General features: G+C 52.0%; 29 protein-coding genes. 16 read left to right on the top strand and 13 right to left on the bottom strand.

The window, feature by feature from the left end:
* Positions 1–23 precede the first annotated feature (23 nt).
* Complete coding sequence (locus tag OGY18_RS09795) at positions 24–944, bottom strand: Kdo(2)-lipid IV(A) acyltransferase (RefSeq protein ID WP_003832126.1); 921 nt, start codon at positions 942–944, stop codon at positions 24–26.
* A gap of 220 nt (positions 945–1,164) precedes the next feature.
* Between OGY18_RS09795 and trhO the strand changes: the two genes are divergently transcribed.
* Positions 1,165–2,217 (top strand): oxygen-dependent tRNA uridine(34) hydroxylase TrhO, encoded by a 1,053-nt coding sequence (gene trhO, locus OGY18_RS09790; protein ID WP_003832128.1) that lies wholly within the window; start codon positions 1,165–1,167, stop codon positions 2,215–2,217.
* A gap of 45 nt (positions 2,218–2,262) precedes the next feature.
* On the opposite strand, the gene OGY18_RS09785 is transcribed toward trhO, so the two are convergent.
* The 9 genes from OGY18_RS09785 to mdtH form a co-directional block, all read right to left on the bottom strand.
* Positions 2,263–2,838, bottom strand: a complete 576-nt coding sequence (locus OGY18_RS09785) for a YceI family protein (RefSeq protein WP_126318510.1) — start codon at positions 2,836–2,838, stop codon at positions 2,263–2,265.
* 1 nt (position 2,839) lies between these two features.
* Entirely contained in the window at positions 2,840–3,406 is a 567-nt protein-coding gene (locus tag OGY18_RS09780) for a cytochrome b (RefSeq protein WP_148362131.1), read from the bottom strand.
* Between the two features lie 262 nt (positions 3,407–3,668).
* Positions 3,669–3,782, bottom strand: coding sequence for a YceO family protein (locus OGY18_RS09775; protein ID WP_003036148.1), 114 nt, complete (start codon positions 3,780–3,782; stop codon positions 3,669–3,671).
* A gap of 55 nt (positions 3,783–3,837) precedes the next feature.
* The gene (gene solA, locus OGY18_RS09770) at positions 3,838–4,953 is read right to left on the bottom strand and encodes an N-methyl-L-tryptophan oxidase (protein WP_286552845.1); all 1,116 of its coding nucleotides are present in this window, start codon (positions 4,951–4,953) and stop codon (positions 3,838–3,840) included.
* 114 nt (positions 4,954–5,067) lie between these two features.
* A complete protein-coding gene (gene bssS, locus OGY18_RS09765; protein ID WP_003036154.1) occupies positions 5,068–5,322 on the bottom strand; it encodes a biofilm formation regulator BssS in 255 nt (84 codons plus the stop codon).
* 340 nt (positions 5,323–5,662) lie between these two features.
* Complete coding sequence (gene dinI / locus OGY18_RS09760; protein ID WP_003036157.1) at positions 5,663–5,908, bottom strand: DNA damage-inducible protein I; 246 nt, start codon at positions 5,906–5,908, stop codon at positions 5,663–5,665.
* Positions 5,909–5,973: 65 nt separating this feature from the next.
* The gene (gene pyrC / locus OGY18_RS09755) at positions 5,974–7,020 is read right to left on the bottom strand and encodes a dihydroorotase (RefSeq protein ID WP_166465422.1); all 1,047 of its coding nucleotides are present in this window, start codon (positions 7,018–7,020) and stop codon (positions 5,974–5,976) included.
* 105 nt (positions 7,021–7,125) lie between these two features.
* Positions 7,126–7,686, bottom strand: a complete 561-nt coding sequence (locus tag OGY18_RS09750; protein WP_020996498.1) for a lipoprotein — start codon at positions 7,684–7,686, stop codon at positions 7,126–7,128.
* Between the two features lie 114 nt (positions 7,687–7,800).
* Positions 7,801–9,009 carry a multidrug efflux MFS transporter MdtH gene (mdtH, locus tag OGY18_RS09745; RefSeq protein ID WP_003832142.1) on the bottom strand — a complete coding sequence of 403 codons (1,209 nt, stop codon included), beginning with the start codon at positions 9,007–9,009 and terminating at the stop codon, positions 7,801–7,803.
* A 259-nt stretch (positions 9,010–9,268) separates the two neighbouring features.
* Between mdtH and rimJ the strand changes: the two genes are divergently transcribed.
* From rimJ to murJ, 4 genes are all read left to right on the top strand, one after another.
* Positions 9,269–9,853, top strand: coding sequence for a ribosomal protein S5-alanine N-acetyltransferase (gene rimJ / locus OGY18_RS09740; RefSeq protein WP_003832145.1), 585 nt, complete (start codon positions 9,269–9,271; stop codon positions 9,851–9,853).
* Positions 9,854–9,887: 34 nt separating this feature from the next.
* Complete coding sequence (locus OGY18_RS09735; RefSeq protein WP_032942953.1) at positions 9,888–10,535, top strand: YceH family protein; 648 nt, start codon at positions 9,888–9,890, stop codon at positions 10,533–10,535.
* A 1-nt stretch (position 10,536) separates the two neighbouring features.
* Complete coding sequence (locus tag OGY18_RS09730) at positions 10,537–11,460, top strand: Gfo/Idh/MocA family protein (protein WP_286552842.1); 924 nt, start codon at positions 10,537–10,539, stop codon at positions 11,458–11,460.
* 222 nt (positions 11,461–11,682) lie between these two features.
* Positions 11,683–13,218, top strand: a complete 1,536-nt coding sequence (gene murJ, locus OGY18_RS09725) for a murein biosynthesis integral membrane protein MurJ (RefSeq protein WP_257661594.1) — start codon at positions 11,683–11,685, stop codon at positions 13,216–13,218.
* An 85-nt stretch (positions 13,219–13,303) separates the two neighbouring features.
* Here the strand turns inward: murJ and flgN are convergent, their stop codons facing one another.
* From flgN to flgA, 3 genes are all read right to left on the bottom strand, one after another.
* Entirely contained in the window at positions 13,304–13,726 is a 423-nt protein-coding gene (gene flgN, locus OGY18_RS09720; protein ID WP_286552840.1) for a flagella biosynthesis chaperone FlgN, read from the bottom strand.
* 3 nt (positions 13,727–13,729) lie between these two features.
* Positions 13,730–14,023 (bottom strand): flagellar biosynthesis anti-sigma factor FlgM, encoded by a 294-nt coding sequence (gene flgM, locus OGY18_RS09715; protein ID WP_003832153.1) that lies wholly within the window; start codon positions 14,021–14,023, stop codon positions 13,730–13,732.
* Between the two features lie 93 nt (positions 14,024–14,116).
* On the bottom strand, positions 14,117–14,776 hold the full coding sequence (gene flgA / locus OGY18_RS09710; protein ID WP_286552832.1) for a flagellar basal body P-ring formation chaperone FlgA: 660 nt from the start codon (positions 14,774–14,776) through the stop codon (positions 14,117–14,119).
* Positions 14,777–14,933: 157 nt separating this feature from the next.
* Between flgA and flgB the strand changes: the two genes are divergently transcribed.
* The 11 genes from flgB (at position 14,934) to flgL (ending at position 24,866) form a co-directional block, all read left to right on the top strand.
* Complete coding sequence (gene flgB, locus OGY18_RS09705) at positions 14,934–15,350, top strand: flagellar basal body rod protein FlgB (RefSeq protein ID WP_003036189.1); 417 nt, start codon at positions 14,934–14,936, stop codon at positions 15,348–15,350.
* 3 nt (positions 15,351–15,353) lie between these two features.
* Positions 15,354–15,758, top strand: coding sequence for a flagellar basal body rod protein FlgC (gene flgC, locus OGY18_RS09700; protein WP_003036191.1), 405 nt, complete (start codon positions 15,354–15,356; stop codon positions 15,756–15,758).
* A gap of 11 nt (positions 15,759–15,769) precedes the next feature.
* Positions 15,770–16,468 carry a flagellar hook assembly protein FlgD gene (gene flgD, locus OGY18_RS09695; RefSeq protein ID WP_003832158.1) on the top strand — a complete coding sequence of 233 codons (699 nt, stop codon included), beginning with the start codon at positions 15,770–15,772 and terminating at the stop codon, positions 16,466–16,468.
* 26 nt (positions 16,469–16,494) lie between these two features.
* A complete protein-coding gene (flgE, locus tag OGY18_RS09690) occupies positions 16,495–17,787 on the top strand; it encodes a flagellar hook protein FlgE (protein WP_148362126.1) in 1,293 nt (430 codons plus the stop codon).
* 20 nt (positions 17,788–17,807) lie between these two features.
* Positions 17,808–18,563, top strand: a complete 756-nt coding sequence (locus tag OGY18_RS09685) for a flagellar basal body rod protein FlgF (RefSeq protein ID WP_003832161.1) — start codon at positions 17,808–17,810, stop codon at positions 18,561–18,563.
* A 13-nt stretch (positions 18,564–18,576) separates the two neighbouring features.
* A complete protein-coding gene (flgG, locus tag OGY18_RS09680) occupies positions 18,577–19,359 on the top strand; it encodes a flagellar basal-body rod protein FlgG (protein ID WP_003036202.1) in 783 nt (260 codons plus the stop codon).
* A gap of 57 nt (positions 19,360–19,416) precedes the next feature.
* Positions 19,417–20,115, top strand: a complete 699-nt coding sequence (locus OGY18_RS09675; RefSeq protein WP_032934415.1) for a flagellar basal body L-ring protein FlgH — start codon at positions 19,417–19,419, stop codon at positions 20,113–20,115.
* A 33-nt stretch (positions 20,116–20,148) separates the two neighbouring features.
* Complete coding sequence (locus tag OGY18_RS09670) at positions 20,149–21,225, top strand: flagellar basal body P-ring protein FlgI (protein WP_032934416.1); 1,077 nt, start codon at positions 20,149–20,151, stop codon at positions 21,223–21,225.
* Positions 21,225–22,175, top strand: a complete 951-nt coding sequence (gene flgJ, locus OGY18_RS09665; protein WP_016152632.1) for a flagellar assembly peptidoglycan hydrolase FlgJ — start codon at positions 21,225–21,227, stop codon at positions 22,173–22,175. Before OGY18_RS09670 ends, flgJ begins: the two co-directional genes overlap by 1 nt.
* A 64-nt stretch (positions 22,176–22,239) precedes the next feature.
* Positions 22,240–23,898 carry a flagellar hook-associated protein FlgK gene (gene flgK / locus OGY18_RS09660; protein ID WP_003832167.1) on the top strand — a complete coding sequence of 553 codons (1,659 nt, stop codon included), beginning with the start codon at positions 22,240–22,242 and terminating at the stop codon, positions 23,896–23,898.
* 14 nt (positions 23,899–23,912) lie between these two features.
* Positions 23,913–24,866 carry a flagellar hook-associated protein FlgL gene (gene flgL / locus OGY18_RS09655; RefSeq protein WP_032942958.1) on the top strand — a complete coding sequence of 318 codons (954 nt, stop codon included), beginning with the start codon at positions 23,913–23,915 and terminating at the stop codon, positions 24,864–24,866.
* The last annotated feature ends 17 nt before the right edge of the window (positions 24,867–24,883 follow it).

The raw sequence follows: 24,883 nt of genomic DNA, 5'->3' as shown, positions 1-24,883 counted from the left end.
GCCCACTGGACTGCAACACTGCGTCAGTACAGAGAAGGGGAGCCTTCAGGACGCGTCTTGAAGCGACGATGCAGCCACATATACTGCTCTGGCGCCATCATTATGCATTGCTCAACAATTTTGTTCATCCACGCAGCTGTAGTCTCTGCGTCTTCCAACGGTGGCGAGCATTCTGGAGGTAACATAATCAATTGATACCCTTTACCGTCAGGTTTGCGGCGGGGAACAAACGGTACCAGGCAGGCATTGGACATACGCGAAAGCATCCAGGTTCCTGAGGTTGTTGCGGCTTGTTCAACGGCAAAAAGTGGTACAAACACGCTGGCGCGAGGGCCGTAATCATGATCCGGCGCGTACCAGACCACTTCGCCCTTTTTCAAGGCTTTAATCATCCCTTTCAGGTCTTTACGATCGAGCATTGATTTATTCGAGCGCATGCGGCCCCAGGTTTGTAGCCAGTCCAGCAGCGGATTGTCGTTAGGGCGATACACACCAATACCCGGCTCCTGCAAGCCAAACTGGCGCGCACCCAGTTCCAGAGTCAGAAAGTGCAGACCCACTAACAGAATCCCGCGTTTTTGCGCCTGAACGTCACGGATATGTTCCATTCCGATCACTTCCGTCCAGCGCGAAATACGCTTATCGGACCAAAACCAGGCCATCCCGGTTTCCATTACGCCCATGCCTACGGATTCGAAGTTCTTGACGACCATCTGCTGGCGTTCCTGCTCACTCATCTGCGGGAAGCACAGTTCCAGATTTCGGGAAACAATTTTTGCCCGACGTTTCATCAAACGTAGCGCCAGTCGACCTAACGCACAGCCCAACTTAAAGAGGATGGGGTAGGGTAACTGCACGATTAACCAAAGGATGCCAATACCCAGCCAGGTTAACCAATAACGTGGATGCAGTAACGCAGCCGAAAACTTGGGTAAATTCGTCATGTCTATCCTGTCTTCAAACGACCAATTCCCTGTATTGTCGCATTTTTTCGCGCGTATCAAAAATTTGTGACGGGAGAACGGTGATTAATTCCGCAATTGTTGTTGCGATTTTATCGTGAAGTATGAAATGTAGCGTAAAATGTGTGGATGTAAATTGGCGGTGTTTGCTTTATTATGCCGCCGATTTTCATTTATTCCTTATTTGCAGGATACGTACACCATGCCAGTGTTACACAACCGCATTTCGAACGACGCCCTCAAAGCCAAAATGCTGGCCGAGACCGAGCCGCGCACGACGATCTCATTCTATAAATATTTCACCATTGCCAATCCTCAGCACACGCGTGATGCGCTGTACCAGATGTTCACCGCATTGAACGTCTTCGGGCGAGTATATCTTGCCCATGAAGGAATTAACGCGCAAATCAGCGTACCGCAAAGCAACGTCGAGGCATTTCGCCAGCAGCTCTATGCGTTTGATGCTGCATTGAAGGATTTACGTCTGAATATTGCGCTGGATGATGACGGTAAATCGTTCTGGGTACTGCGTATGAAAGTCCGCGAACGTATCGTGGCGGATGGTATTGACGATCCAGACTTTGACGCCAGCAACGTGGGGGATTATCTCAAGGCTGCAGAAGTAAACGCCATGCTGGACGATCCTGAAGCGGTATTCATTGATATGCGCAACCACTATGAATATGAGGTGGGTCATTTCGAGAATGCGCTGGAGATACCGGCAGACACGTTCCGCGACCAGTTGCCGAAAGCTGTTGAAATGATGCAGGCGCATAAAGATAAAAAAATCGTGATGTACTGCACGGGTGGGATCCGCTGTGAGAAAGCCAGCGCCTGGATGAAACACAATGGATTTAGCAAAGTCTGGCACATTGAGGGCGGTATTATTGAGTATGCCCGCAAGGCGCGTGAACAGGGGCTTCCGGTACGTTTTGTCGGTAAAAACTTTGTCTTTGATGAGCGTATGGGCGAAAGGATCTCTGAAGATGTTATCGCACATTGCCATCAGTGCGGCACGGCGTGCGATAGCCATACTAATTGCAAAAATGATGGCTGCCATCTGTTGTTTATTCAGTGCCCGGCTTGTGCGCAGAAATATAAAGGCTGCTGTAGCGAGCTGTGTAGCGAAGAGAGTGAGTTGCCGGAAGAGGAACAACGGCGTCGTCGTGCGGGGCGTGAAAATGGCAATAAAATCTTCAATAAATCACGCGGTCACCTGAATACCAAACTGGGTATTCCAGACCCTGCGCAATAACATGATGCCGGATGAGGGGCAGAACCTCATCCGGTAATTCATGCGTTACTTCTGCTGAACACCTTCCACTGAGATGATCAAATCGACTTCCTGCGATGCAGGGCCGAGATCGGTGGTGATGTTGAAATCCTTCAGCTTAATCTTACCTTGCGCTTCAAAACCAGCGCGCGTACCGCCCCAGGGATCGCCACCCTGACCGATGAGCTTCGCGTCCAGCGTAACCGGTTTGGTAACGCCGTTCAGGGTCAAATTACCGGTGATATCCAGGTCATTCCCCTCTTTTTTCACGCTGGTGGAGCTGAAGGTCGCCTGCGGGAATTTTGCCACGTTAAGGAAATCTGCACTGCGCAGATGCTTGTCGCGTTCGGCGTGATTAGTGTCAACGCTGTTGGTGTTGATGGTTACGTTAACCTTATCGGCTGCGGGATTTTTCTCATCAAAGGTAAACGTACCGTCGAAATCTTTGAAAGTGCCGTACAGCCAGCTGTAACCCAGATGCTGAATACGGAAATTAACAAAGGCATGCTGTCCTTCCTTGTCAATTTTGTAATCTGCCGCCACGGCCGACCCGGTGGTGAATAACACAGAAGCGAGTGTAAGTCCCAGCAGGTTTTTTTTCATTTTAAGCTCCATAGTCAGATGACGATTTTCCCAACATGCGATTGAGGGTATCGTCGTTATCAATAAAGTGATGTTTCAGGGCCATCAGTCCGTGTAGTAGGGATAAAATCACCACGATCCACGCAAGCCACAGGTGCAAGCTACCGGCGAGGTCGGCCTGGGTACCCGCATTGGCCAGGGTGGCAGGAATGTCAAACCATCCAAAGACGCTTATCGCTTTGCCATCTGCGGTGGAAATCAGATATCCGCTGATGAAAATCGAAAAGAGCAGCAAATAAAGTGCGAGGTGACCCAGTGCCGCTGCGATACGGGTCAAACGGGAGTAGCTTGCCAACGCAGCAGGTGGAGGGGAGAACAACCGCCAGACAACGCGGATAACCAGTCCCATCATGAGTAGGATGCCGATGCTTTTATGCAGTTCGGGGGCCTGGTGATACCAGCCATCATAGTAGCTAAGCGTGACCATCCATAACCCCAACGCAAACATGCCATATACAGCAATCGCAACCAGCCAATGTAATGTGGCTGACACTACGCCATAGCGCTGTGGAGTATTATTGAATTGCATAAGCACACCGATTGATATTTCAGAAGTGAATGAAAATGGTGTGTAAAAGACATTAATGCAACTAATAAATAACAATGGTGATGATATTTATTTTTTGTTCAATAAAATTGACTGATTGTTGAGGTAACCATCAAGGGATTAGTGCGAAAATATGTGGCGGGGTTTAGTTTATGGGGTGTTATGGTTTTTGTTATTGTTCAGTTTATTGCAATGAAAATTAAGCTAATCTCAATTTTTGTCAATTATTGTCAACGCACAGGAATTAGAAAAACATAATATATATTACATCCATAATGGCCAGCAGCGACCATAAAATAATGTAGAGCATAAGGTGCTCGCGAATATTATTAACCAGATAGTGAAAGATACGACGCATTGACGTTATTCCTGTCATTAAAAATGGCCTCACCAACGAGGCCATTCATTTATTATCACTTAAAACGGCTTAACCTGAAGGGGGTCAGGTCAAAGTCAGACGGTTTGTCCCGAGCGAAGTCTGCCGCAATCTCTCCCAGTACAGAAGCAAACTTAAAGCCATGTCCGCTCAGCCCGGTAATGATCAGCGTATTGTCATGTTCCGGCAGAGTATCAATTATAAAGTCCTCATCCGGTGAATTATCGTAAGTGCAGGATGCGCCGTGCAGGCAACAACCAACGCCAGGCAGAATTGTGCGCAGGAATGGGAAGGCTTCAGAACCGTCGCTGGCTACAGCGGCAAATGGCTTACGCTCTTCTGCAGAGTGAATTACCTGTCCGCCATTGTGCTTACCTATTTTCAGCTCGTCGTTTTCAGCCGGGAAACCGTAGTATTGATCGCCATTTGGCAGTTCGCCGGTGAAGGCCGGGAAGTTATTCTTAACGCTGTAGCGCCCATCGGCCTGATACCATGCGAACACTTTGCGCACAGGTTGTATCGGTAGTTCAGGGACTAAAGCCTGCACCCAGGTACCGGCGCTGATCACTGCTTTCTTCGCGTGGTAGTCACCGTCAGCCGTTTCTACCGTGATGCCATCATCACCGTGATGAATTGCGCTGACCGGGCATTTAAACAGTTGCGCACAGCCTGCTTCTTCCGCCAGACGGATCCAGGTTTTAATTGCTAACTCACTGCGTAAAAAACCGGACTCCGCTTCAAACAGACCGATATAGTTGTCAGGTACGCGAATTTCCGGCCAGCGAGCCATGATGGCCGCTGCATCTAATTGTTCAACGTTAAGTTGCCACTGTTTTGCGCTTTGCGCTGCAGTTGCTAAGAAGGTTGACTCTGCTGGACCGAGGTTGATAACACCGGAGCGAACAAAAATGGGTTCTTCATTATGGGTGGACAGTTCATCCCACAATGTTTGCGCACGTAGTACCAGCGGAACGTATTTTTCACCTTCGCCATAAGCATGACGAATTAATCGAGTATCGCCGTGGTGGCTGCCCTGTTGATGTGGTGGCATATGCGCATCGATCATCAGAACCTTCAGACCGGCACGAGTGGCATAGTATCCAGCTGCGGCGCCTACCGAACCGCTGCCAATAATGATTAAGTCGTATTTCATCCGCTTCTCTCTGCAATCGCGATAGTAGAAGGGTAAATAACTGACCTGGAATATTCAACCTGGAAATAAGAAAGGCACCGCTAAGGTGCCTTTTGATGGTTGGATGTATCAGGTTTAATGTCGCTGATACTCATTTACCTGGTAATCGCCAGATTCAATTTTGGCGATTCCTGCTTCTAATATCGAAATAAATTGCCTGGCAACATCAGTGGTTAACCAGAGCGTTTGACCAACTTCAGTCCCATCCGGGTCAGGGCGGTTCGGGGTTTGGTAGTGCAAACGCAGCATCAGCGCATCGTAGCTATCAACGGTGCTGATGTCCCACCCTACAAGCGGATGAGTCTGAATGACTTCATTATTCTTTTCCATCATGCCCCCTAATTCGTGTTACTAGACAACGGTTTTCGAGGTTCAATGCGTTTTTTTCTGAAGCAACTTCAGTATATCAATAAATAAGGGTATTCATTGAAAATTTAAAGAGGGAAGGGTATAAATTTTTTGTTTTCAGCGTTATCTGACTAAGAAAACGACATGTTATTCATTTTTTTTTAGTATGTTGCACAATTATTTTGTTGTTTTGGTTAAAAGATAATCGGTGGGTTAATATTAAATTAAATGCTCGTCAGAAGAAATGCGCGATTGATTACAAGATTGCGTGTATAAAAAAGCCGGGGCGACCCGGCAAACAAACATCACTGCATATCATTATTTATTCGTTGATGAACCAGTCATCCGCGCTTTCCCAGGTTTCCTGTAGGATCTCGCTGATGCGTTCTTTGTCCTCTTTGGTCGCGCCAATAACCGACAGATTGTTTGCGCCGGCATAACGGACGGTAACGTTACCTTCGTTATCCGGAAAATGGTGCTGAATACGGCGGGAGAGTTCACCTGCCAGTGCGTCAATTGCACCGGCTGGTAAAGGTGAAGTTTTGGCAATAGTGACTTCAATACGCATAGTAGCCCCCTGTGGAATATACTGTTTATTTATACAGTTATTCGCATCGGTTGGCTACACTTTTTTTAGCTTTTTACTGACCAGCATATCGTTTCGCCACCCAGGAAAGGCACCAGCGTATCGTCTTCCAACGCTATGCTCTCAGGAACAAGGTGCTCCATGCGTTCCAGCTCAATAAAGCTCTCATTTACCGGCAAACCATAGAACTGTGGGCCGTTGAGTGAGCAGAAGGCTTCGAAATGGTCCAGCGCATTCATCTCTTCAAACACGGTGGCATAGCTGCCTAGTGCGGTCGGTGCATTAAAGCATCCCGCACAGCCACAGCTTGACTCTTTGCGATGACGTGCGTGCGGCGCTGAGTCGGTACCGAGGAAGGCGCGCGTAAACCCGCTGGCAACCAGTTCACGCAGCGCCTGTTGGTGGACGTTACGTTTGAGGATCGGCAGGCAGTACAGGTGAGGACGAATCCCGCCAACCAGCATGTGGTTGCGGTTAAACATCAGGTGCTGTGGCGTAATAGTCGCTGCCAGAAGCTCGTTACCGTCGCGCACGTATTCGGCAGCATCTTTGGTAGTGATATGCTCGAACACTACTTTCAGCGAGGTCAAACGCTGGCGCAGTGGTTCCATCACCGTTTCAATAAAGCGCGCTTCGCGATCGAAAATATCGATATCTGCATGCGTCACTTCGCCGTGCACCAGCAGCGGCATACCCAATTTTTCCATCCGCTCCAGCACCGGCATGATGGCGTCAATAGAGGTTACGCCATGCGTCGAATTGGTGGTGGCATTGGCCGGATAGAGTTTTGCCGCCGTGAATACGCCTTCGTTAAATCCACGTTCCAGCTCGTTGGGATCCAGCGTATCCGTTAAGTAGCAGGTCATTAATGGCGTGAAGTCGTGTCCGGCAGGTACCGCGTCAATAATGCGCTGGCGATAAGCGATAGCCGCGTCAACCGTGGTGACGGGCGGTGCCAGGTTCGGCATGACAATGGCGCGGCCATAAATTTCACTGGTGTAGGGCACGACAGTTTTTAACATGTCGCCATCGCGAAAGTGAAGATGCCAGTCGTCTGGGCGGCGGATCTTTAAAACCTGGGATGGTGCAGTCATCAATATGCTCCGGCTGAGGATAGTCTTTTTTGCCGGAAACAAAGGATAAGCGGAAACGTTTTCGTTTGCACGAAAAAAAAGGGCGCATCGGCGCCCTCAGTTTTATTAGTCGGTGAACGGGATGATGATTTCCCCCGGTTTCACCTCAATTCCCTTCGCCAGTTTTTTCGCCAGAGCTTCACCCTGACTGCTGTCATCCTGCAGAATGTAGGCTGGCTGCTGGTTGAAATAGTTACGCAGCGACTGGTTTAAATAAGGCATCAGCGTTTGCAGTACCGACTGCATTTTTTCTGGTGTAACGGTCGCATCCACGACTTCCATCTCTTGCAGATAAATTGCGCCTTTCTCTTTGTTGAATACCGGTAAGGCTTTTAACTTCAGCTTCATGGTCGCTTTTTGACTGCCAAACAGGGAATTCATGTCCAGGTTGGCGTCACCGGTCAGCGTCACTTTATTGGGTTCTTCACGGCCAATCTGACTGGCGAGATTATTTAGTACGATGTGTGCTTCAGCAACGCCGGGCAAGCCGATATCTTTAGAAAAGTTATTATGCTTTGCCAGGGCCTGATTAATTTCTTGCTCGCTAACCGTGTATTGCGTGAGTTGATTACAACCAACCAACAGGCCGCTGACAATCAGTGCAGCGGCAAAAAAAAACTTTTTCATGGGGTTCCTCAACATGATGCATGTGGCGTAATCGTGACACAAAGCATCATCGAGTACCAGCGCCCCGGACGCCAGCAGAAAAAACTGAAAAGCGCCCGGAAGCAGGCTCGGCTATCAGGCGTCTGGCTCCAGCATGCCTCTCGTTGGGCGTTTGAGACTGAATTGCCAGCCCAACGCCAGGAAGGTGATGAGGCCGATAATACCGAGCATCATCCAGGGCAGCTCAGGCTGTGCCAGGGCCTTGCCCATGTCAAACAGCCAGCCGCCGCCGATATAACCAATCGCGCCACCGATAGCGAGTCCCAGTCGGCTGAAGCCCATATAGCTTCCTCTGGCCCGAGCGTTCGCCAGTGAGGCGCTCAGGGTTTCACGCGCGGGTTCGGCGATGATCGAGCCAATATAGAACGTGCAGATTAGGGTGAATAACTGCTGCAAATTCCCGACCAGACCGATCGGCATCATGCTCAGAGACATCACCAGCAGACCGGCCATCAGACGATGTTCAAGGCGAAAACGTTTTTCACTCCAGCGGGCAATTGGATAGAGCAGCGTCAATGAGAGGCACGCCTCGATGGCATACATCCATTTCACGGCGGCCGGTGAACCTGCGATGTCGTTCACCATGATTGGCAGCATCAGCATCACCTGTACCGCCAGCATGTAATAGCCTGCCAGCGTCAGCACATAGGTGACAAAGCGCTTGTCATGCATCACGTGGCTCATCCCTTCGCGCACTGGAATTTTCACCGTCGACAGCTTCCATGCCGGGAGCAGCCAGGCGTTAAACGCCGCGCACAGAACGAACAAAATTGCGCCGGTGGCACAGACCAGACGGAAATCGTATTGCAATAACCAACTGCCAAGCAACGCGCCAACCACGGCCCCGGCGCTATCCTGCATCATCAGAATAGAGAAAAAGCGCCCGCGCTTTTCCGGGCGGATCAGTTTAACCACCAGCGCCGAGCGGGGTGGGTCGAATAGTGTACCGCCCAGTCCGGAGAGAAAGCAGGAAAACCACAGCAGCCACGGCTCATGGGCAATGCCCATGGTGGCGAACCCGGCAGCGCGCATCAGCATGCCGGTGACTATCATCGGTTTTGCACCAAAACGGTCCGCAATAGCGCCGCCGAAAATACCCAACCCCTGCTGGATAAATTGACGTAATCCTAGTGCAATACCGACCATCACGGCGGCCCAGCCCATTTGGTCGACGAAACGAATTGAGATCAGCGGGAAAACGACGAAGAAACCCAGCACGACCAGCATATTATCGATGAGAAGGAAGTATTTACCCAGGTTCCTTGCCTGCGAGACTTGCGACATTTCCCCTCCAGGGAAAAACTCGTCACTCTGGATAGAGTTTAAAAGATAAGCACCTCCTATTCTGCGGTGTCGTCATCGCTTTTCCCACCCTTCGCGGGACAATATTTTTTTATCAAAAGTCCGTCTTGATAGAGAGTTTTCATCAAAATGTGTGAATAATTCAAAAAATGGCATTTTGCTCTTTTCACAGGGTGTATTCGCACAGGTATAGTAATGCGAATAGCGTATTGAAGACGTTACGGGAAGGAGTAGGTATAGAATGTTTGGCTATCGCAGTAACGTGCCAAAAGTGCGCTTAACCACCGACCGCCTGGTCGTGCGTTTAGTGCATGAGCGTGATGCCTGGCGTCTGGCAGATTATTACGCAGAAAATCGTCATTTCTTAAAACCCTGGGAACCTATTCGCGATGAAAGCCACTGCTATCCGTCCGGCTGGCAGGCGCGTCTGAGCATGATCTCTGAGTTTCATAAACAGGGCACCGCCTATTATTTTGCGCTGCTCGATCCGGACGAAAAAGAAATTATCGGCGTTGCGAACTTCTCAAACGTGGTGCGGGGATCCTTCCATGCCTGTTATCTCGGCTACTCCATTGCGCAGAAGTGGCAGGGGCAGGGGCTAATGTATGAAGCCTTAACCTCGGCCATCCGTTATATGCAGCGCACGCAACATATTCATCGCATTATGGCTAACTACATGCCACATAATAAGCGCAGCGGTGACCTGCTGGCGCGACTGGGTTTTGAAAAAGAAGGGTATGCCAAAGACTACCTGCTGATTGACGGGCAGTGGCGCGATCACGTGCTGACGGCGTTGACCACATCAGAATGGACCCCCGGCCGCTAAGTTTCAGATGCAGCCATGATTAATGGAGAAGACGATGAAATACGAATTAACCGCCACCGAAGCACGAGTGATTGGCTGTTTATTAGAAAAACAAGTGACCACGCCGGAACAGTACCCACTCTCCGTTAATGGAGTCGTAACAGCCTGCAATCAAAAAACGAATCGTGAACCGGTGATGAACCTGTCGGAATCGGACGTGCAGGAGCAACTGGATAACCTGGTTAAGCGACATTTTCTGCGCACGGTGAGCGGCTTTGGCAATCGCGTCACGAAATATGAGCAGCGTTTCTGCAACTCTGAATTTGGCAATCTGAAACTTAGTGCCGCAGAGGTGGCCATAATCACCACACTGCTGCTGCGGGGCGCTCAGACGCCTGGTGAACTGCGTAGCCGCGCATCCCGTATGTACGAATTCAGCGATATGGCCGAAGTGGAGTCGACGCTGGAAAATCTGGCGAACCGGGAAGATGGGCCTTATGTGATCCGCCTGTCGCGTGAGCCGGGCAAACGTGAAAGTCGCTATATGCACCTGTTTTGTGGTGAGGTTGATGAAGCCATTGCCGCGGCAGATGAACTCCCTGTAGCCTCCGGCGATCTGCAGGCGCGCGTGGAAGCGCTGGAAACGGAAGTCGCAGAGCTTAAGCAGCGACTTGATTCCTTGCTGGCGCACCTGGGAGACTAACGTGAATAAATTACGTATCGGCGTAGCCGGTCTGGGCGGTATTGCACAAAAGGCGTGGCTACCCGTGCTGGGCACCTCCGCGGACTGGACGCTGCAAGGGGCTTTTTCACCTTCGCGGGATAAAGCGCAGCTTATCTGTGACACCTGGCGAATACCCTACGTGGATTCATTGAAGAATCTGGCGCAAACCTGCGACGCGGTTTTCGTCCATTCCAGTACCGCGACGCACTATGCGGTAGTCAGTGAATTGCTGAATGCCGGAGTTCACGTGTGCGTGGATAAACCGCTGGCGGAAAACCTGCGCGAGGCTGAGCAACTGGTCGAGCTGGCCGCGCGGAAAAAACTCACGCTGATGGTCGGGTTTAACCGTCGATTTGCACCGCTGTACCAGGATCTCAAAACCCAGTTGGGCAGCGCAGCGTCTGTACGTATGGATAAGCACCGTACGGATAGCGTTGGGCCGCACGATCTGCGCTTCACTCTGCTGGACGACTATCTGCACGTGGTCGATACCGCTTTGTGGCTGGCGGGAGGGCAGGCGCAGTTAAATAACGGCACGCTGCTGACCAATGAATCTGGTGCGATGCTCTACGCCGAGCACCATTTTTCTGTTGGGCAAATGCAGATAACGACCAGTATGCATCGCCGTGCCGGTAGTCAGCGCGAGAGCGTGCAGGCGGTGACGGACGGCGGCCTGATTGACGTAACTGATATGCGGGAATGGCGGGAAGAGCGTGGGCAAGGTGTTATTCATAAGCCGATAGCGGGCTGGCAAACGACCTTAGAACAGCGTGGTTTTGTCGGATGTGCGCGTCATTTCATTGAGTGCGTGCAAAATCAGACGGTTCCCCAGACGGCAGGCGAGCAGGCGCTACTGGCCCAGCGTGTTGTTGAAAAGCTGTGGCGGGAGGCGATGGCTGAATAATCCCCTGTAACATCTGGCGGTAGTAATTCATTGTAATCCAGGTACTATATGCCCACTCAAAATAACACCTCTTTTCAACCATAGGCTGGTTTGTCGGCCTGATAAGGTGCCAGGGTGTCGCCATCAGGCACAGCAAAAGTGTCGGATGGCGGCGAGAATGCCTTATCCGACCTACGGGCAGGTTTGTCGGGGTTTTGCCTCAGAGTCTGGAATACAACATAGATGAATTTATTAAAGTCGCTGGCAGCCGTCAGCTCGATGACGATGTTTTCACGTGTGCTGGGTTTTGCGCGTGATGCGATTGTCGCCAGAATCTTTGGTGCAGGGATGGCGACAGATGCCTTTTTTGTGGCATTCAAACTTCCTAACCTGTTGCGCCGAATTTTTGCCGAAGGCGCATTTTCGCAGGCATTTGTGCCGATTCTTGCTGAGTACAAAAGCAAGCAGGGGGAAGATGCTACCCGCGTGTTTGTTGCCTACGTTTCCGGACTGTTGACGCTGGCGCTGGCCGTGGTGACGGTAGCCGGGATGTTGGCTGCGCCATGGGTGATATTAGTTACCGCGCCGGGATTTGCCGACACAGTGGATAAATTTGCGCTGACCACTCAACTGCTGCGGATCACTTTTCCCTATATTCTACTGATTTCGCTGGCCTCACTGGTTGGTGCGATCCTTAATACCTGGAACCGCTTTTCCATTCCTGCATTTGCCCCGACCTTTCTGAATATCAGCATGATCGGCTTCGCGCTATTTGCGGCACCCTATTTTAACCCGCCGGTGCTGGCGCTGGCGTGGGCCGTTACGGTTGGCGGCGTGCTACAGCTGATTTATCAGCTTCCGCACTTGAAGAAAATTGGCATGCTGGTGCTGCCGCGCGTGAACTTCCGTGATGCAGGGGCGATGCGTGTCGTCAAGCAAATGGGGCCAGCGATCCTTGGGGTATCGGTCAGTCAGATTTCACTGATCATCAATACGATTTTCGCCTCGTTTCTGGCCTCTGGCTCAGTTTCATGGATGTATTATGCTGACCGTCTGATGGAGTTTCCGTCCGGTGTTCTGGGCGTGGCGCTGGGGACTATCCTGCTGCCATCGCTGTCCAAAAGTTTTTCCAGCGGTAATCATGATGAATATTGTCGCCTGATGGACTGGGGCCTGCGCTTGTGTTTCCTGTTGGCATTACCGAGTGCCGTAGCGTTGGGTATTCTGGCCAAACCGCTGACGGTGTCTCTGTTCCAGTACGGTAAATTTACCGCCTTTGATGCCGCGATGACCCAGCGTGCGCTGGTGGCGTACTCGGTAGGTTTGATTGGCTTGATCGTGGTGAAAGTGTTGGCTCCGGGCTTTTACTCGCGCCAGGATATTAAAACGCCAGTGAAGATTGCCATTGTGACGCTGATTATGACCCAGGTGATGAACCTGGCGTTTATCGGGCCGTTAAAGCATGCCGGATTGTCGCTGTCGATTGGTCTGGCGGCATGTCTGAACGCTTCACTGCTGTACTGGCAACTGCGGAAACAGAAAATCTTTACCCCACAACCGGGCTGGAGCTGGTTCCTGGCGCGTCTGGTGATTTCCGTGCTGGTGATGTCTGCGGTGCTGGTTGGGATGCTCTACATCATGCCGGATTGGTCGCAGGGAACGATGCTGTGGCGTCTGCTGCGTCTGATGGCGGTCGTGGTGGCCGGCATTGCCGCTTACTTCGCAGCACTCGCCGTACTGGGCTTTAAAGTAAAAGAGTTTGTGCGCCGGACGGCGTAATGGATCAATGCCGGATGGCGGCATAACGCCGTATCCGGCCTACTAAAGGCGTAGGCCTGATAAGCAAAACGTTATCAGGCTGACATCAAATAGAGATTTTTTTCCCGCCGCGGTGCGCAGCAGAGGTTTGACCGTTTGCGCCATACAACGCCGGTTCCTGGTGCGGTTTCAGCACTTGTATTGCTTGTTGATTACGCTCGATCTGCCCTTCCAGCAGCCAACCGTTGTGCTGGTTGAGGTCGCGTAAATGCTGTGTTTTCTTGGTGATAGTCTGCCAGCGTTCAGCAATCTCATCATTGGCGCTGCGCGTGGCGTCATGCTCCAGGCGGCGCTGCTGCTCAAGATAATCAAGGGTTGCCAGCAAGGAGCTTTTTTCTTCTGTAATACGCTGTAGCTGGCTGCCGTTGATATGCCCTGCGGAAAGCTGCTGCTGTTCAGCATCCATTACCGTTTTCAGGTCATTGAGGACAGTCGTCATATGGTCAAGTATTTCTGACAAACGAGTCATACTTTATTTACTCTGTAGGTAGCTCTGCGCCTCGCGAATCAGCGAGTCGGCAATTTTTCCGGTATCCATTTTCAATTCACCGTTACGGATTGCGGTTTTCAGTGCTTCCACGCGTTCCATATTGATGTCATTGGTGCCAGGCTGCATCAGTTTGGCCTGGGCGTCGCTCAGCATGACGCTGGTGCTGGTGGTCGCGGTGGTTTTTTCCTTCCGCGCTTTTTGTACCGGCGCATCGCTGGTTTCACGCGGCTGAACGGTGCTTACTGGCTTCAATGGTGAGGTACGATCAATGCTCATTTTATTTTTCCTCATCGAGGGGTTACGCTATAGCGGCCCGCTGTAATCATTGGTTGTTTATCTATCGGCACACGCTAAAAAATCTTTAACCTATTATAGGTTAATAAGAATATTCCCATCAGAATCGACGACGCCGCTCACCACCTGGCCTGAAATCATCCGCACTCGCGCATTCTGTGCGACAGCGGCGTTGTTCAGCGCTTTACCTTCGGCATTGACCCGAAAACCATCTCCGTTGGCAATAACCAGTACGCGTTGACCGGCCTTGATCCGCCATGCCTGGCGCAACATCGAAAGCTGTATCGGTTGGCCCGGCACCAGATCGCGCAGGCTCACTGCATCCTGCACCTGACTTATATCCAGCACAGCGCGCGGCGGTAGTTGGTCCAGTCGACCACGTTTCAGCGTTACGCTGGCCGGGGTCAGGGCGCTACCTCGCGCCACAGGCGCGGCGGCTACTACGTAGTTTCCCGTCGCCTGCACGTTCACCTGCAGATAACGTTTTTCGTTGGCACAGCGGGCCAGCACATTCACATTACCCCACAGTTTCGCACTACCTGACACGCTTAATGCCGGTTGTTCGCAGTTGGGCAATAAGTTTGGTGACGTTCGGATAGTGACGACTACCTCATCGCTAAACCCGGCCAGACGCTGGGAAAACCATGCCGTTAGCTGCGAATTCAGGTCTTGCGCCATCGTCATAGGGCTGAACAGCAGTGCTGCCACGACCATTCCACGTTTAAACGTTTGCATCAAAACCTCGCGCTTTTTCAGGTAGTGGCAGGATTTTACCTGTGTGACGCAGTCATCAACGCAACAAATAGCGACGCATTTTGCGTTTATTCCGGCGATAACGCGCGCGTAATGGGATTTAAGCTGTCGGCTGAATTTTGTCATTTGCGGAGGAGATATGCTCGATAAGCTCGACGCCGCCTTACGTTTTCAACAGGAAGCGCTGAATTTGCGCGCCCAACGCCAGGAAATATTGGCGGCCAACATTGCCAATGCCGATACGCCGGGGTACCAGGCGCGCGATCTGGATTTCGCCAGTGAATTAAAAAAAGTCATGGTGCGAGGACGGGAAGAAACCGGCGGCGTTTCGTTGACGCTGACCTCTGCACAACACATTCCGGCCCAGACCGTTTCTGCGCCGTCTACGGAGCTGCTCTACCGTATTCCTGACCAGCCATCTCTTGATGGCAACACGGTAGATATGGACCGGGAGCGCACGCAATTTGCAGACAACAGCCTCAAATATCAAATGGGGCTGACGGCGCTGGGTGGACAAATCAAAGGCATGATGAACGTGCTGCAAGGAGGGAACTAATTCGTGGCGCTGTTAAATATTTTTGATATCGCAGGTTCTGCGCTGACGGCTCAGTCTAAACGCCTGAACGTCGCGGCCAGCAACATGGCGAATGCGGATAGCGTCAGCGGACCCGACGGTCAGCCGTATCGCGCGAAACAGGTTGTTTTTCAGGTAGATGCTGCGCCAGGTGCGGCAACCGGTGGCGTAAAAGTTGCTGACGTCATTGAAAGTCAGGCGCCGGATAAGCTGGTTTATGAACCCGGTAATCCGCTGGCCGATGCGAATGGCTACGTAAAAATGCCGAATGTGGACGTTGTTGGCGAGATGGTCAACACCATGTCTGCCTCACGTAGCTATCAGGCAAACGTCGAAGTGCTCAACACCGTGAAAAGCTTGATGCTTAAAACGTTGACGCTAGGCCAGTAAAGGAGGCGCACATGTCTATTGCTGTAAAAATGAATGACCCGAGCACGACGGGGGTTAATGCCGCCACGGGGAATAGCTCACTGACGGGCAGCAACGCTGCTGACCTGCAAAGCAGCTTTCTTACGCTGCTGGTTGCACAGCTGAAAAACCAGGATCCAACCAACCCGCTGCAAAACAACGAACTGACTACCCAGTTGGCGCAAATCAGTACCGTGAGCGGGATTGAGAAGCTGAACACTACGCTGGGATCGATCTCCGGGCAGATCGACAACAGTCAGTCACTGCAGGCCAGTACGCTGATTGGCCACGGTGTCATGATCCCGGGTACCACCATCCTGACCGGTAAAGGGACAGAAGAAGGTGCCAAAACCACGACAACACCATTTGGCGTTGAGCTGCAGCAACCGGCAGATAAGGTTACCGCAACCATTACCGATAAAGACGGCAAAGTGGTACGCACCATTGATATTGGTGGATTGAAAGCGGGCGTTCATACCTTTACCTGGGACGGCACCATGACCGATGGCACGGATGCACCAAGCGGTTCTTACAACGTGTCAATTGCTGCCAGTAATGGCGGAACGCAACTGGTGGCGCAGCCGCTTCAGTTTGCGCTGGTGCAGGGCGTTATTCGCAGTAACGGCGGTAATACGCTGGATCTGGGCACCTATGGAACCACCACCCTCGACGAAGTACGGCAGATAATTTAAGCCTTCACACTTATCAGGAGTAAGTCATGGCCTTTTCTCAAGCGGTCAGCGGTCTGAACGCTGCAGCGACCAACCTCGATGTCATTGGTAACAACATCGCCAACTCCGCTACCTACGGTTTTAAATCTGGCACGGCATCTTTTGCCGATATGTTTGCCGGTTCCAAAGTCGGTTTGGGCGTTAAAGTTGCGGGTATTACTCAGGACTTTACCGACGGTACTACCACCAACACCGGACGTGGTCTGGATGTTGCTATCAGCCAGAACGGTTTTTTCCGTATGGTAGACAGTAACGGTTCTGTTTTCTACAGCCGTAACGGTCAGTTCAAACTCGATGAAAACCGCAATATCGTTAACATGCAGGGGCTGCAGCTGACGGGCTATCCGGCTACCGGTACACCGCCAACAGTTCAGCAGGGTGCGAACCCGGCACCGATCACTATCCCGAATACGCTGATGGCGGCTAAATCCACCACCACTGCGTCAATGCAGGTCAACCTGAACTCCACTGACAAAGTGCCAACCAAGACCCCGTTTAACCCAAGCGATGCCGATTCCTACAATAAAAAAGGCAGCGTTACCGTTTTCGATAGCCAGGGTAACGCCCATGACATGAATATTTTTTATGTCAAAACAGGCCCTAACAAATGGGATGTCTACACCCAGGACGCCAGCGTTACGGGTTCAGTTGCCAGCAAGAATGCGGTGATGAACTTTAGTGCTAACGGTACGCTGACTTCTGTGAATAATTATGTTGCAGGGACGGTGCCAGTCGATCCAGCAGATCCGGATGGACCAAAAATCCCCGTTGAAGGTCCAGCTAATGCCCAACCGCAAATTCAGATCTCCACCGGTACGATCAATGGCGCAGTTCCTGCGAACTTCTCTCTGAGTTTCCTGAACTCCATGCAGCAGAACACCGGTGCCAACAACATCGTCGCCACGAATCAGAACGGCTACAAGCCGGGCGATCTGGTGAGCTACCAGATTAACAATGACGGTACGGTGGTCGGTAACTACTCCAACGAACAGCAACAGGTTCTGGGGCAGATCGTGCTGGCAAACTTTGCCAACAACGAAGGTCTGGCGTCTCAGGGCGACAACGTCTGGGCGGCCACACAGGCTTCCGGCGTGGCGCTGCTGGGTACCGCAGGCGAAGGTAACTTCGGCAAACTGACCAACGGTGCGCTGGAAGCGTCAAACGTGGATTTGAGTAAAGAACTGGTGAATATGATCGTTGCTCAGCGTAACTATCAGTCGAACGCGCAGACCATCAAAACCCAGGATCAGATCCTCAACACGCTGGTCAACCTGCGCTAAGCGCCTGACGGGATAGCTTAATGGATCACGCAATTTATACCGCTATGGGCGCGGCCAGTCAGACGCTGAATCAACAGGCGGTGACGGCCAGCAACCTGGCAAACGCTTCCACGCCAGGGTTTCGTGCACAGCTCAATGCGCTGCGCGCGGTTCCTGTAGAAGGATTGTCTTTACCGACGCGTACGCTGGTGGTGGCCTCCACGCCGGGGGCCGACATGACGCCGGGTCAGATGGACTATACCTCCCGCCCGCTGGATGTGGCGCTGCAACAGGATGGCTGGTTAGCTGTGCAGACCGCAGACGGTAGCGAAGGGTATACCCGTAACGGCGCTATTCAGGTAAGCCCTACGGGTGAACTGACTATTCAGGGGCATCCGGTAATTGGCGAAGCTGGACCGATAGCCGTACCGGAAGGTTCAGAAGTCACCATTGCGGCGGACGGGACAATTTCAGCACTTAACCCTGGCGATCCGGCTAATACGGTCGCGCCAGTAGGGCGGCTGAAGCTGGTGAAGGCAACAGGGCTTGAAGTGCAACGTGGTGATGACGGTATGTTCCGCCTGACCCAGGCCGCACAGGCTACCCGTGGTGCGACGTTACAGGCTGACCCCAGCATTCGCGTGATGTCGGGCGTGCTGGAAGGCAGTAACGTTAAACCGGTTGCTGCGATGAGTGACATGATCGCCAACGCCCGCCGCTTTGAAATGCAGATGAAAATTATCAGTAGCGTGGATGATAACGCGGGCCGCGCCAACCAACTGCTGTCGATGAGTTAATACAGGACATTTTATGATCAGTTCATTATGGATCGCCAAAACCGGCCTGGATGCGCAGCAAACCAACATGGATGTGATAGCCAACAACCTGGCAAACGTCAGCACCAACGGATTTAAGCGCCAACGTGCCGTATTTGAAGATCTGTTGTACCAGACGATTCGTCAGCCTGGTGCACAGTCTTCTGAGCAGACCACACTGCCGTCTGGTTTGCAGATTGGTACCGGCGTACGTCCGGTTGCGACCGAGCGTTTACACAGCCAGGGTAACCTGTCGCAGACCAACAACAGTAAAGATGTGGCGATTAAAGGCCAGGGCTTTTTCCAGGTCATGTTGCCCGATGGTACGTCCGCTTATACCCGCGACGGTTCTTTCCAGGTGGATCAGAACGGTCAGTTGGTGACGGCGGGTGGTTTTCAGGTTCAGCCTGCCATCACTATTCCGGCTAACTCGCTCAGTATCACCATTGGACGCGACGGTATTGTCAGCGTGACCCAACAGGGGCAGGCGGCGCCTGTTCAGGTCGGGCAGCTTAACCTGACAACCTTCATGAACGATACCGGTCTGGAAAGCATTGGTGAGAATCTGTACACCGAAACGCAGTCATCCGGTGCGCCGAATGAGAGCACGCCAGGGCTGAACGGCGCGGGTCTGCTGTATCAGGGCTATGTTGAAACCTCTAACGTCAACGTGGCGGAAGAGCTGGTAAACATGATCCAGGTTCAGCGCGCTTACGAAATCAACAGTAAAGCGGTATCGACCACCGATCAGATGCTGCAAAAACTGACGCAACTCTAAAGTGGAGCCCGGTGGGGTGAAAATCTCACCGGCACACTGATTTTGAAGATGACCGCAATGCGAAAATACGCGCTTCACCCATACCCAATTTTAGCCCTGCTGGTGGTTTCACTAACAGGATGTGCCTGGATCCCGGCCACGCCGCTCGTGCAGGGCGCAACGTCTGCCCAGCCCGTTCCAGGTCCAACGCCGGTGGCGAATGGCTCAATCTTCCAGTCGGCACAACCGATTAACTATGGTTATCAGCCACTCTTTGAAGACCGTCGTCCACGCAATATTGGCGATACGCTGACCATCGTATTGCAGGAAAACGTCAGCGCGAGCAAAAGCTCTTCGGCGAACGCCAGCCGCGACGGCAAGACAAACTTTGGCTTTGATACCGTACCGCGCTATCTGGAAGGATTGTTCGGTAACGAACGTGCCGACGTAGAAGCCTCCGGCGGTAACTCCTTTAACGGTAAAGGCGGCGCGAACGCCAGAAATACCTTCAGTGGTACGCTGACCGTAACGGTCGATCAGGTACTGGTGAATGGCAACTTACATGTCGTGGGTGAAAAACAGATCGCTATAAATCAGGGCACTGAATTCATCCGCTTCTCCGGGGTTGTAAACCCGCGCACCATCAGTGGCAGCAACTCCGTACCGTCAACCCAGGTTGCGGACGCGCGTATTGAGTACGTCGGTAACGGCTACATCAATGAAGCGCAGAATATGGGCTGGTTGCAGCGTTTCTTCCTTAACTTGTCGCCGATGTAAGCGAGGTACCCAGTGTTTAAATCTTTTGTTGGAATGGTACTGGTGCTGATAACCACCTTTGCGCATGCTGACCGTATTCGTGACCTGACCAGCGTTCAGGGCGTGCGGGAAAACTCGTTGATAGGTTATGGGCTGGTAGTCGGTCTGGATGGTACGGGTGACCAGACCACACAGACGCCGTTTACGACGCAAACGCTCAATAACATGCTTTCGCAGTTGGGGATAACCGTGCCAACTGGCACCAATATGCAGCTGAAAAACGTGGCGGCGGTGATGGTTACCGCGTCATTTCCTGCATTCGGTCGTCAGGGACAAACCATCGACGTAGTGGTCTCCTCTATGGGGAATGCCAAAAGCCTGCGCGGCGGTACGCTGCTGATGACCCCGTTAAAAGGGGTCGATAGTCAGGTATATGCGCTGGCTCAGGGGAATATTTTGGTGGGTGGTGCGGGCGCGGCTGCAGGTGGTAGTAGCGTACAGGTTAACCAGCTCAATGGTGGACGCATTACCAACGGTGCGATTATCGAACGTGAATTACCCAGCCAGTTCGGCGGTGGTAACACCATTAATCTGCAGCTCAATAATGAAGATTTCACGATGGCGCAGCAGATTACCGACACCATCAACCGCTCGCGTGGCTTTGGTAGCGCAACAGCGTTGGATGCCCGAACCATTCAGGTGCGTGTGCCAAGCGGCAACAGCTCGCAGGTGCGTTTCCTCGCTGATATCCAGAATATTGAGGTGAACGTCACGCCGCAGGATGCGAAAGTGATTATCAACTCGCGCACCGGATCTGTTGTCATGAACCGCGAAGTGACGCTGGATAGCTGTGCCGTGGCACAAGGCAACTTGTCGATTACGGTGAACCGCCAGGCGAACGTCAGCCAACCGGACACACCGTTTGGCGGTGGACAAACCGTGGTGACGCCACAAACCCAGATTGACCTGCGCCAAAGCGGTGGTTCACTGCAAAGCGTGCGTTCCAGCGCCAACCTGAACAATGTGGTGCGTGCGCTGAATGCGCTGGGGGCAACGCCGATGGATCTGATGTCCATTCTGCAATCGATGCAGAGCGCGGGTTGCTTACGCGCCAAACTGGAAATCATCTAATGATTGGTGACAGCAAACTGCTGACCAGCGCTGCCTGGGATGCGCAATCACTGAACGAACTTAAAGCGAAAGCGGGTCAGGACCCGGCGGCGAATATCCGTCCGGTCGCCCGTCAGGTTGAAGGGATGTTCGTGCAGATGATGCTGAAAAGCATGCGTGAAGCGCTGCCGAAAGATGGCGTCTTTAGTAGCGATTCAACGCGCTTGTATACCAGTATGTATGACCAACAAATTGCGCAGCAAATGACCGCAGGCAAAGGTCTGGGGCTGGCTGAAATGATGGTCAAGCAGATGACTGAAGGGCAAGCGCAACCTGCGGATGACGCGCCGCAGGTGCCGATGAAGTTTTCACTGGAAACGGTGACCAGCTATCAAAATCAGGCACTAACGCAACTGGTCCGCAAAGCCATCCCTCGGGCGACAGAAAGCAATGATGAGCCACTGTCAGGTGACAGCAAAGATTTCCTCGCCCAGCTATCGCTGCCGGCTAAGCTGGCCAGCCAGCAAAGCGGGGTCCCGCATCATCTTATTCTGGCACAGGCGGCGCTGGAATCCGGATGGGGGCAGCGACAAATTCGCCGTGAGAACGGTGAGCCGAGCTTTAACATTTTTGGCGTGAAGGCTTCGGGAAGCTGGAAAGGTCCAACCACTGAAATCACCACGACTGAATATGAGAACGGTGAGGCGAAAAAGGTGAAAGCCAGATTCCGCGTCTATAGCTCTTACCTTGAGGCGTTGTCGGATTATGTCGGTCTGATATCACGTAACCCGCGCTATGCGGCAGTGACCGCTGCCGCGACCGCCGAGCAAGGGGCGCAGGCATTGCAAAATGCGGGTTACGCCACGGACCCTAACTATGCGCGAAAATTAACCAGCATGATCCAGCAGTTGAAATCGATGAGTGAAAAAGTGAGCAAAACCTACAGCACGAACATCGATAATCTCTTTTAAATAGCTCAAGTCTACCGACCTGCTGCCGATAATAACGAGTATTGAAGGATTACAAGGAACCTCCATGTCCAGCTTGATTAATAACGCGATGAGTGGACTCAGCGCAGCGCAGGCCGCGTTGAATACTGCCAGTAACAACATCTCCAGCTATAACGTTGCCGGATATACCCGACAGACGACAATTATGGCGCAAGCGAACAGCACGCTGGGTGCGGGGGGCTGGGTAGGCAATGGTGTCTATGTTTCTGGTGTACAACGTGAATATGACTCCTTTATCACTAACCAGTTGCGAGCAGCGCAGAACCAGAGCAGCGGTCTGACGACACGATATGAGCAAATGTCAAAAATCGACAATCTGCTCTCCAGCAAAACCAGTTCTATTTCGACCTCCATGCAGGACTTTTTTACCAGCCTGCAAACGCTGGTCAGCAACGCCGAAGATCCGGCGGCACGCCAGGCGCTAATCGGTAAAGCTGATGGGTTGGTAAATCAGTTTAAAACGACCGACCAGTATCTTCGCGATCAGGATAAGCAGGTCAATACCGCGATTAAAGCCAGCGTTGATCAGATCAACAACTATTCGAAACAAATTGCCAGCCTCAACGACCAGATTTCTCGTATGACAGGCGTCGGCGCAGGTGCGTCTCCTAACGACCTGCTTGACCAGCGCGATCAACTGGTCAGTGAATTGAATCAGATTGTCGGTGTTGAAGTCAGCGTTCAGGATGGTGGCACTTACAACCTGACCATGGCGAACGGTTATTCGCTGGTACAGGGTAGCAATGCACGCCAACTGGCGGCAGTGCCTTCCAGCGATGATCCTAATCGTACAACTGTGGCCTACGTTGATGGCGTTGCCGGAGCTGTTGAAATTCCGGAGAAACTGCTGAATACCGGTTCACTGGGCGGACTGCTCACCTTCCGTTCTCAGGAGCTGGATCAGACGCGTAATACCCTCGGTCAACTGGCGCTTGCATTTGCCGATGCGTTTAACACCCAGCATAAAGAAGGTTTTGATGCCAACGGCGATCAGGGTAAGGATTTCTTTGCTATCGGCAGCCCGGAAGTCTTCAACAACGCGAAAAATACGGGTACAGGATCGTTAAGCGCTAAGATCACTGACAGCTCCGCCGTGCAGGCGACAGATTATAAAATCGTTTTTGATGGGAAGGACTGGCAGGTTACTCGCCTGGCGGATAATACCAGTTTCAAAGCCACCGTTACCGGTGGAAAAATGTCCTTTGACGGGATGGAAATCACCGTTAATGCTGGCGCGAAAGCTAATGACAGTTTTACTGTAAAACCCGTGAGTAACGCTATCGTTGATATGAAAGTTATGGTGACCGATGAGTCGAAAATCGCCATGGCTCAAGTGTCTAAAAATGATACGGACCCCACCATCGATAAAGGCAAGAGCGACAACCGTAACGGTCAGAAACTGTTAGATCTGCAAACCAAAGCGACTGTCGGCAATAAGACCTTCAACGATGCATATGCCACGCTGGTAAGCGATGTTGGGAACAAAACCGCTACGCTGAAAACCAGCGCCACCACCCAGAACAACGTGGTGACACAGCTTTACCGGCAGCAACAGTCTATTTCCGGCGTTAACCTCGACGAAGAGTACGGTAATTTACAGCGTTTTCAGCAGTATTACCTGGCTAACGCTCAAGTGCTGCAGACCGCGAATGCGTTGTTTGATGCACTGATTAATATCCGCTAAGGGAGAGGGACACAATGCGTATCAGCACCCAGATGATGTACCAGCAGAATATGCGTGGCATCACTAACTCTCAGGCTGAATGGATGAAGTTTGGTGAGCAGATGTCAACGGGCAAACGCGTGATCAACCCATCAGACGATCCGATTGCCGCCTCGCAGGCCGTGGTACTTTCTCAGGCTCAGGCGCAGAACAGCCAATATACGCTGGCACGCTCATTCGCGACGCAAAAGGTGTCGCTGGAAGAGAATGTTCTGAGCCAGGTGACGACGGCAATTCAGGCTGCACAGGAAAAAATCGTTTATGCCGGGAACGGAACGTTAAGTGATGACGACCGTGCATCGCTGGCCACCGACCTACAGGGGATCCGCGATCAGCTGATGAACCTGGCAAACAGTACCGACGGTAATGGTCGCTATATTTTCGGTGGATATAAAACAGAATCCGCACCGTTTGCCCAGGCAGATGGCGCTTACAGCGGCGGTACAACAAACGTTACCCAACAGGTCGATGCCTCCCGAACCATGGTGATTGGTCATACTGGCGATAAAGTATTCGCCAACCTGACCAGCAACGCTGTACCGGAACCTGGTGGCGGCACTCAGGAAAAGAACCTGTTTAAAATGCTGGATACCGCTATTGATGCGCTCAAAACCCCTATTGCGGGTGATGACGTTGCAAAAGCTACCGCCGCTGCTGCCATTGATAAAACCAACCGTGGTTTAAAGAATTCACTCAATAATGTTTTGAGCGTCCGTGCAGAATTAGGTACGCAGCTGAGTGAACTAAGCTCGCTGGATTCACTGGGCGCCGATCGTGCATTAGGCCAAACTCAGCAGATGAGTAATCTGGTGGATGTTGACTGGAACGCCGCGATCTCGTCTTATGTCATGCAGCAGGCTGCGCTACAGGCATCCTATAAAGCGTTCACCGATATGCAGGGAATGTCGTTGTTCCAGCTCAATCGTTAACGCCTCGTTTTGAAACA

The organism is Citrobacter sp. Cpo142, assembly GCF_030332425.1.
Taxonomy (GTDB): domain Bacteria; phylum Pseudomonadota; class Gammaproteobacteria; order Enterobacterales; family Enterobacteriaceae; genus Citrobacter; species Citrobacter portucalensis.
The sequence above is the reverse complement of the archived record's forward strand: the minus strand, read 5'-3'. Positions and strand labels throughout refer to the sequence as shown.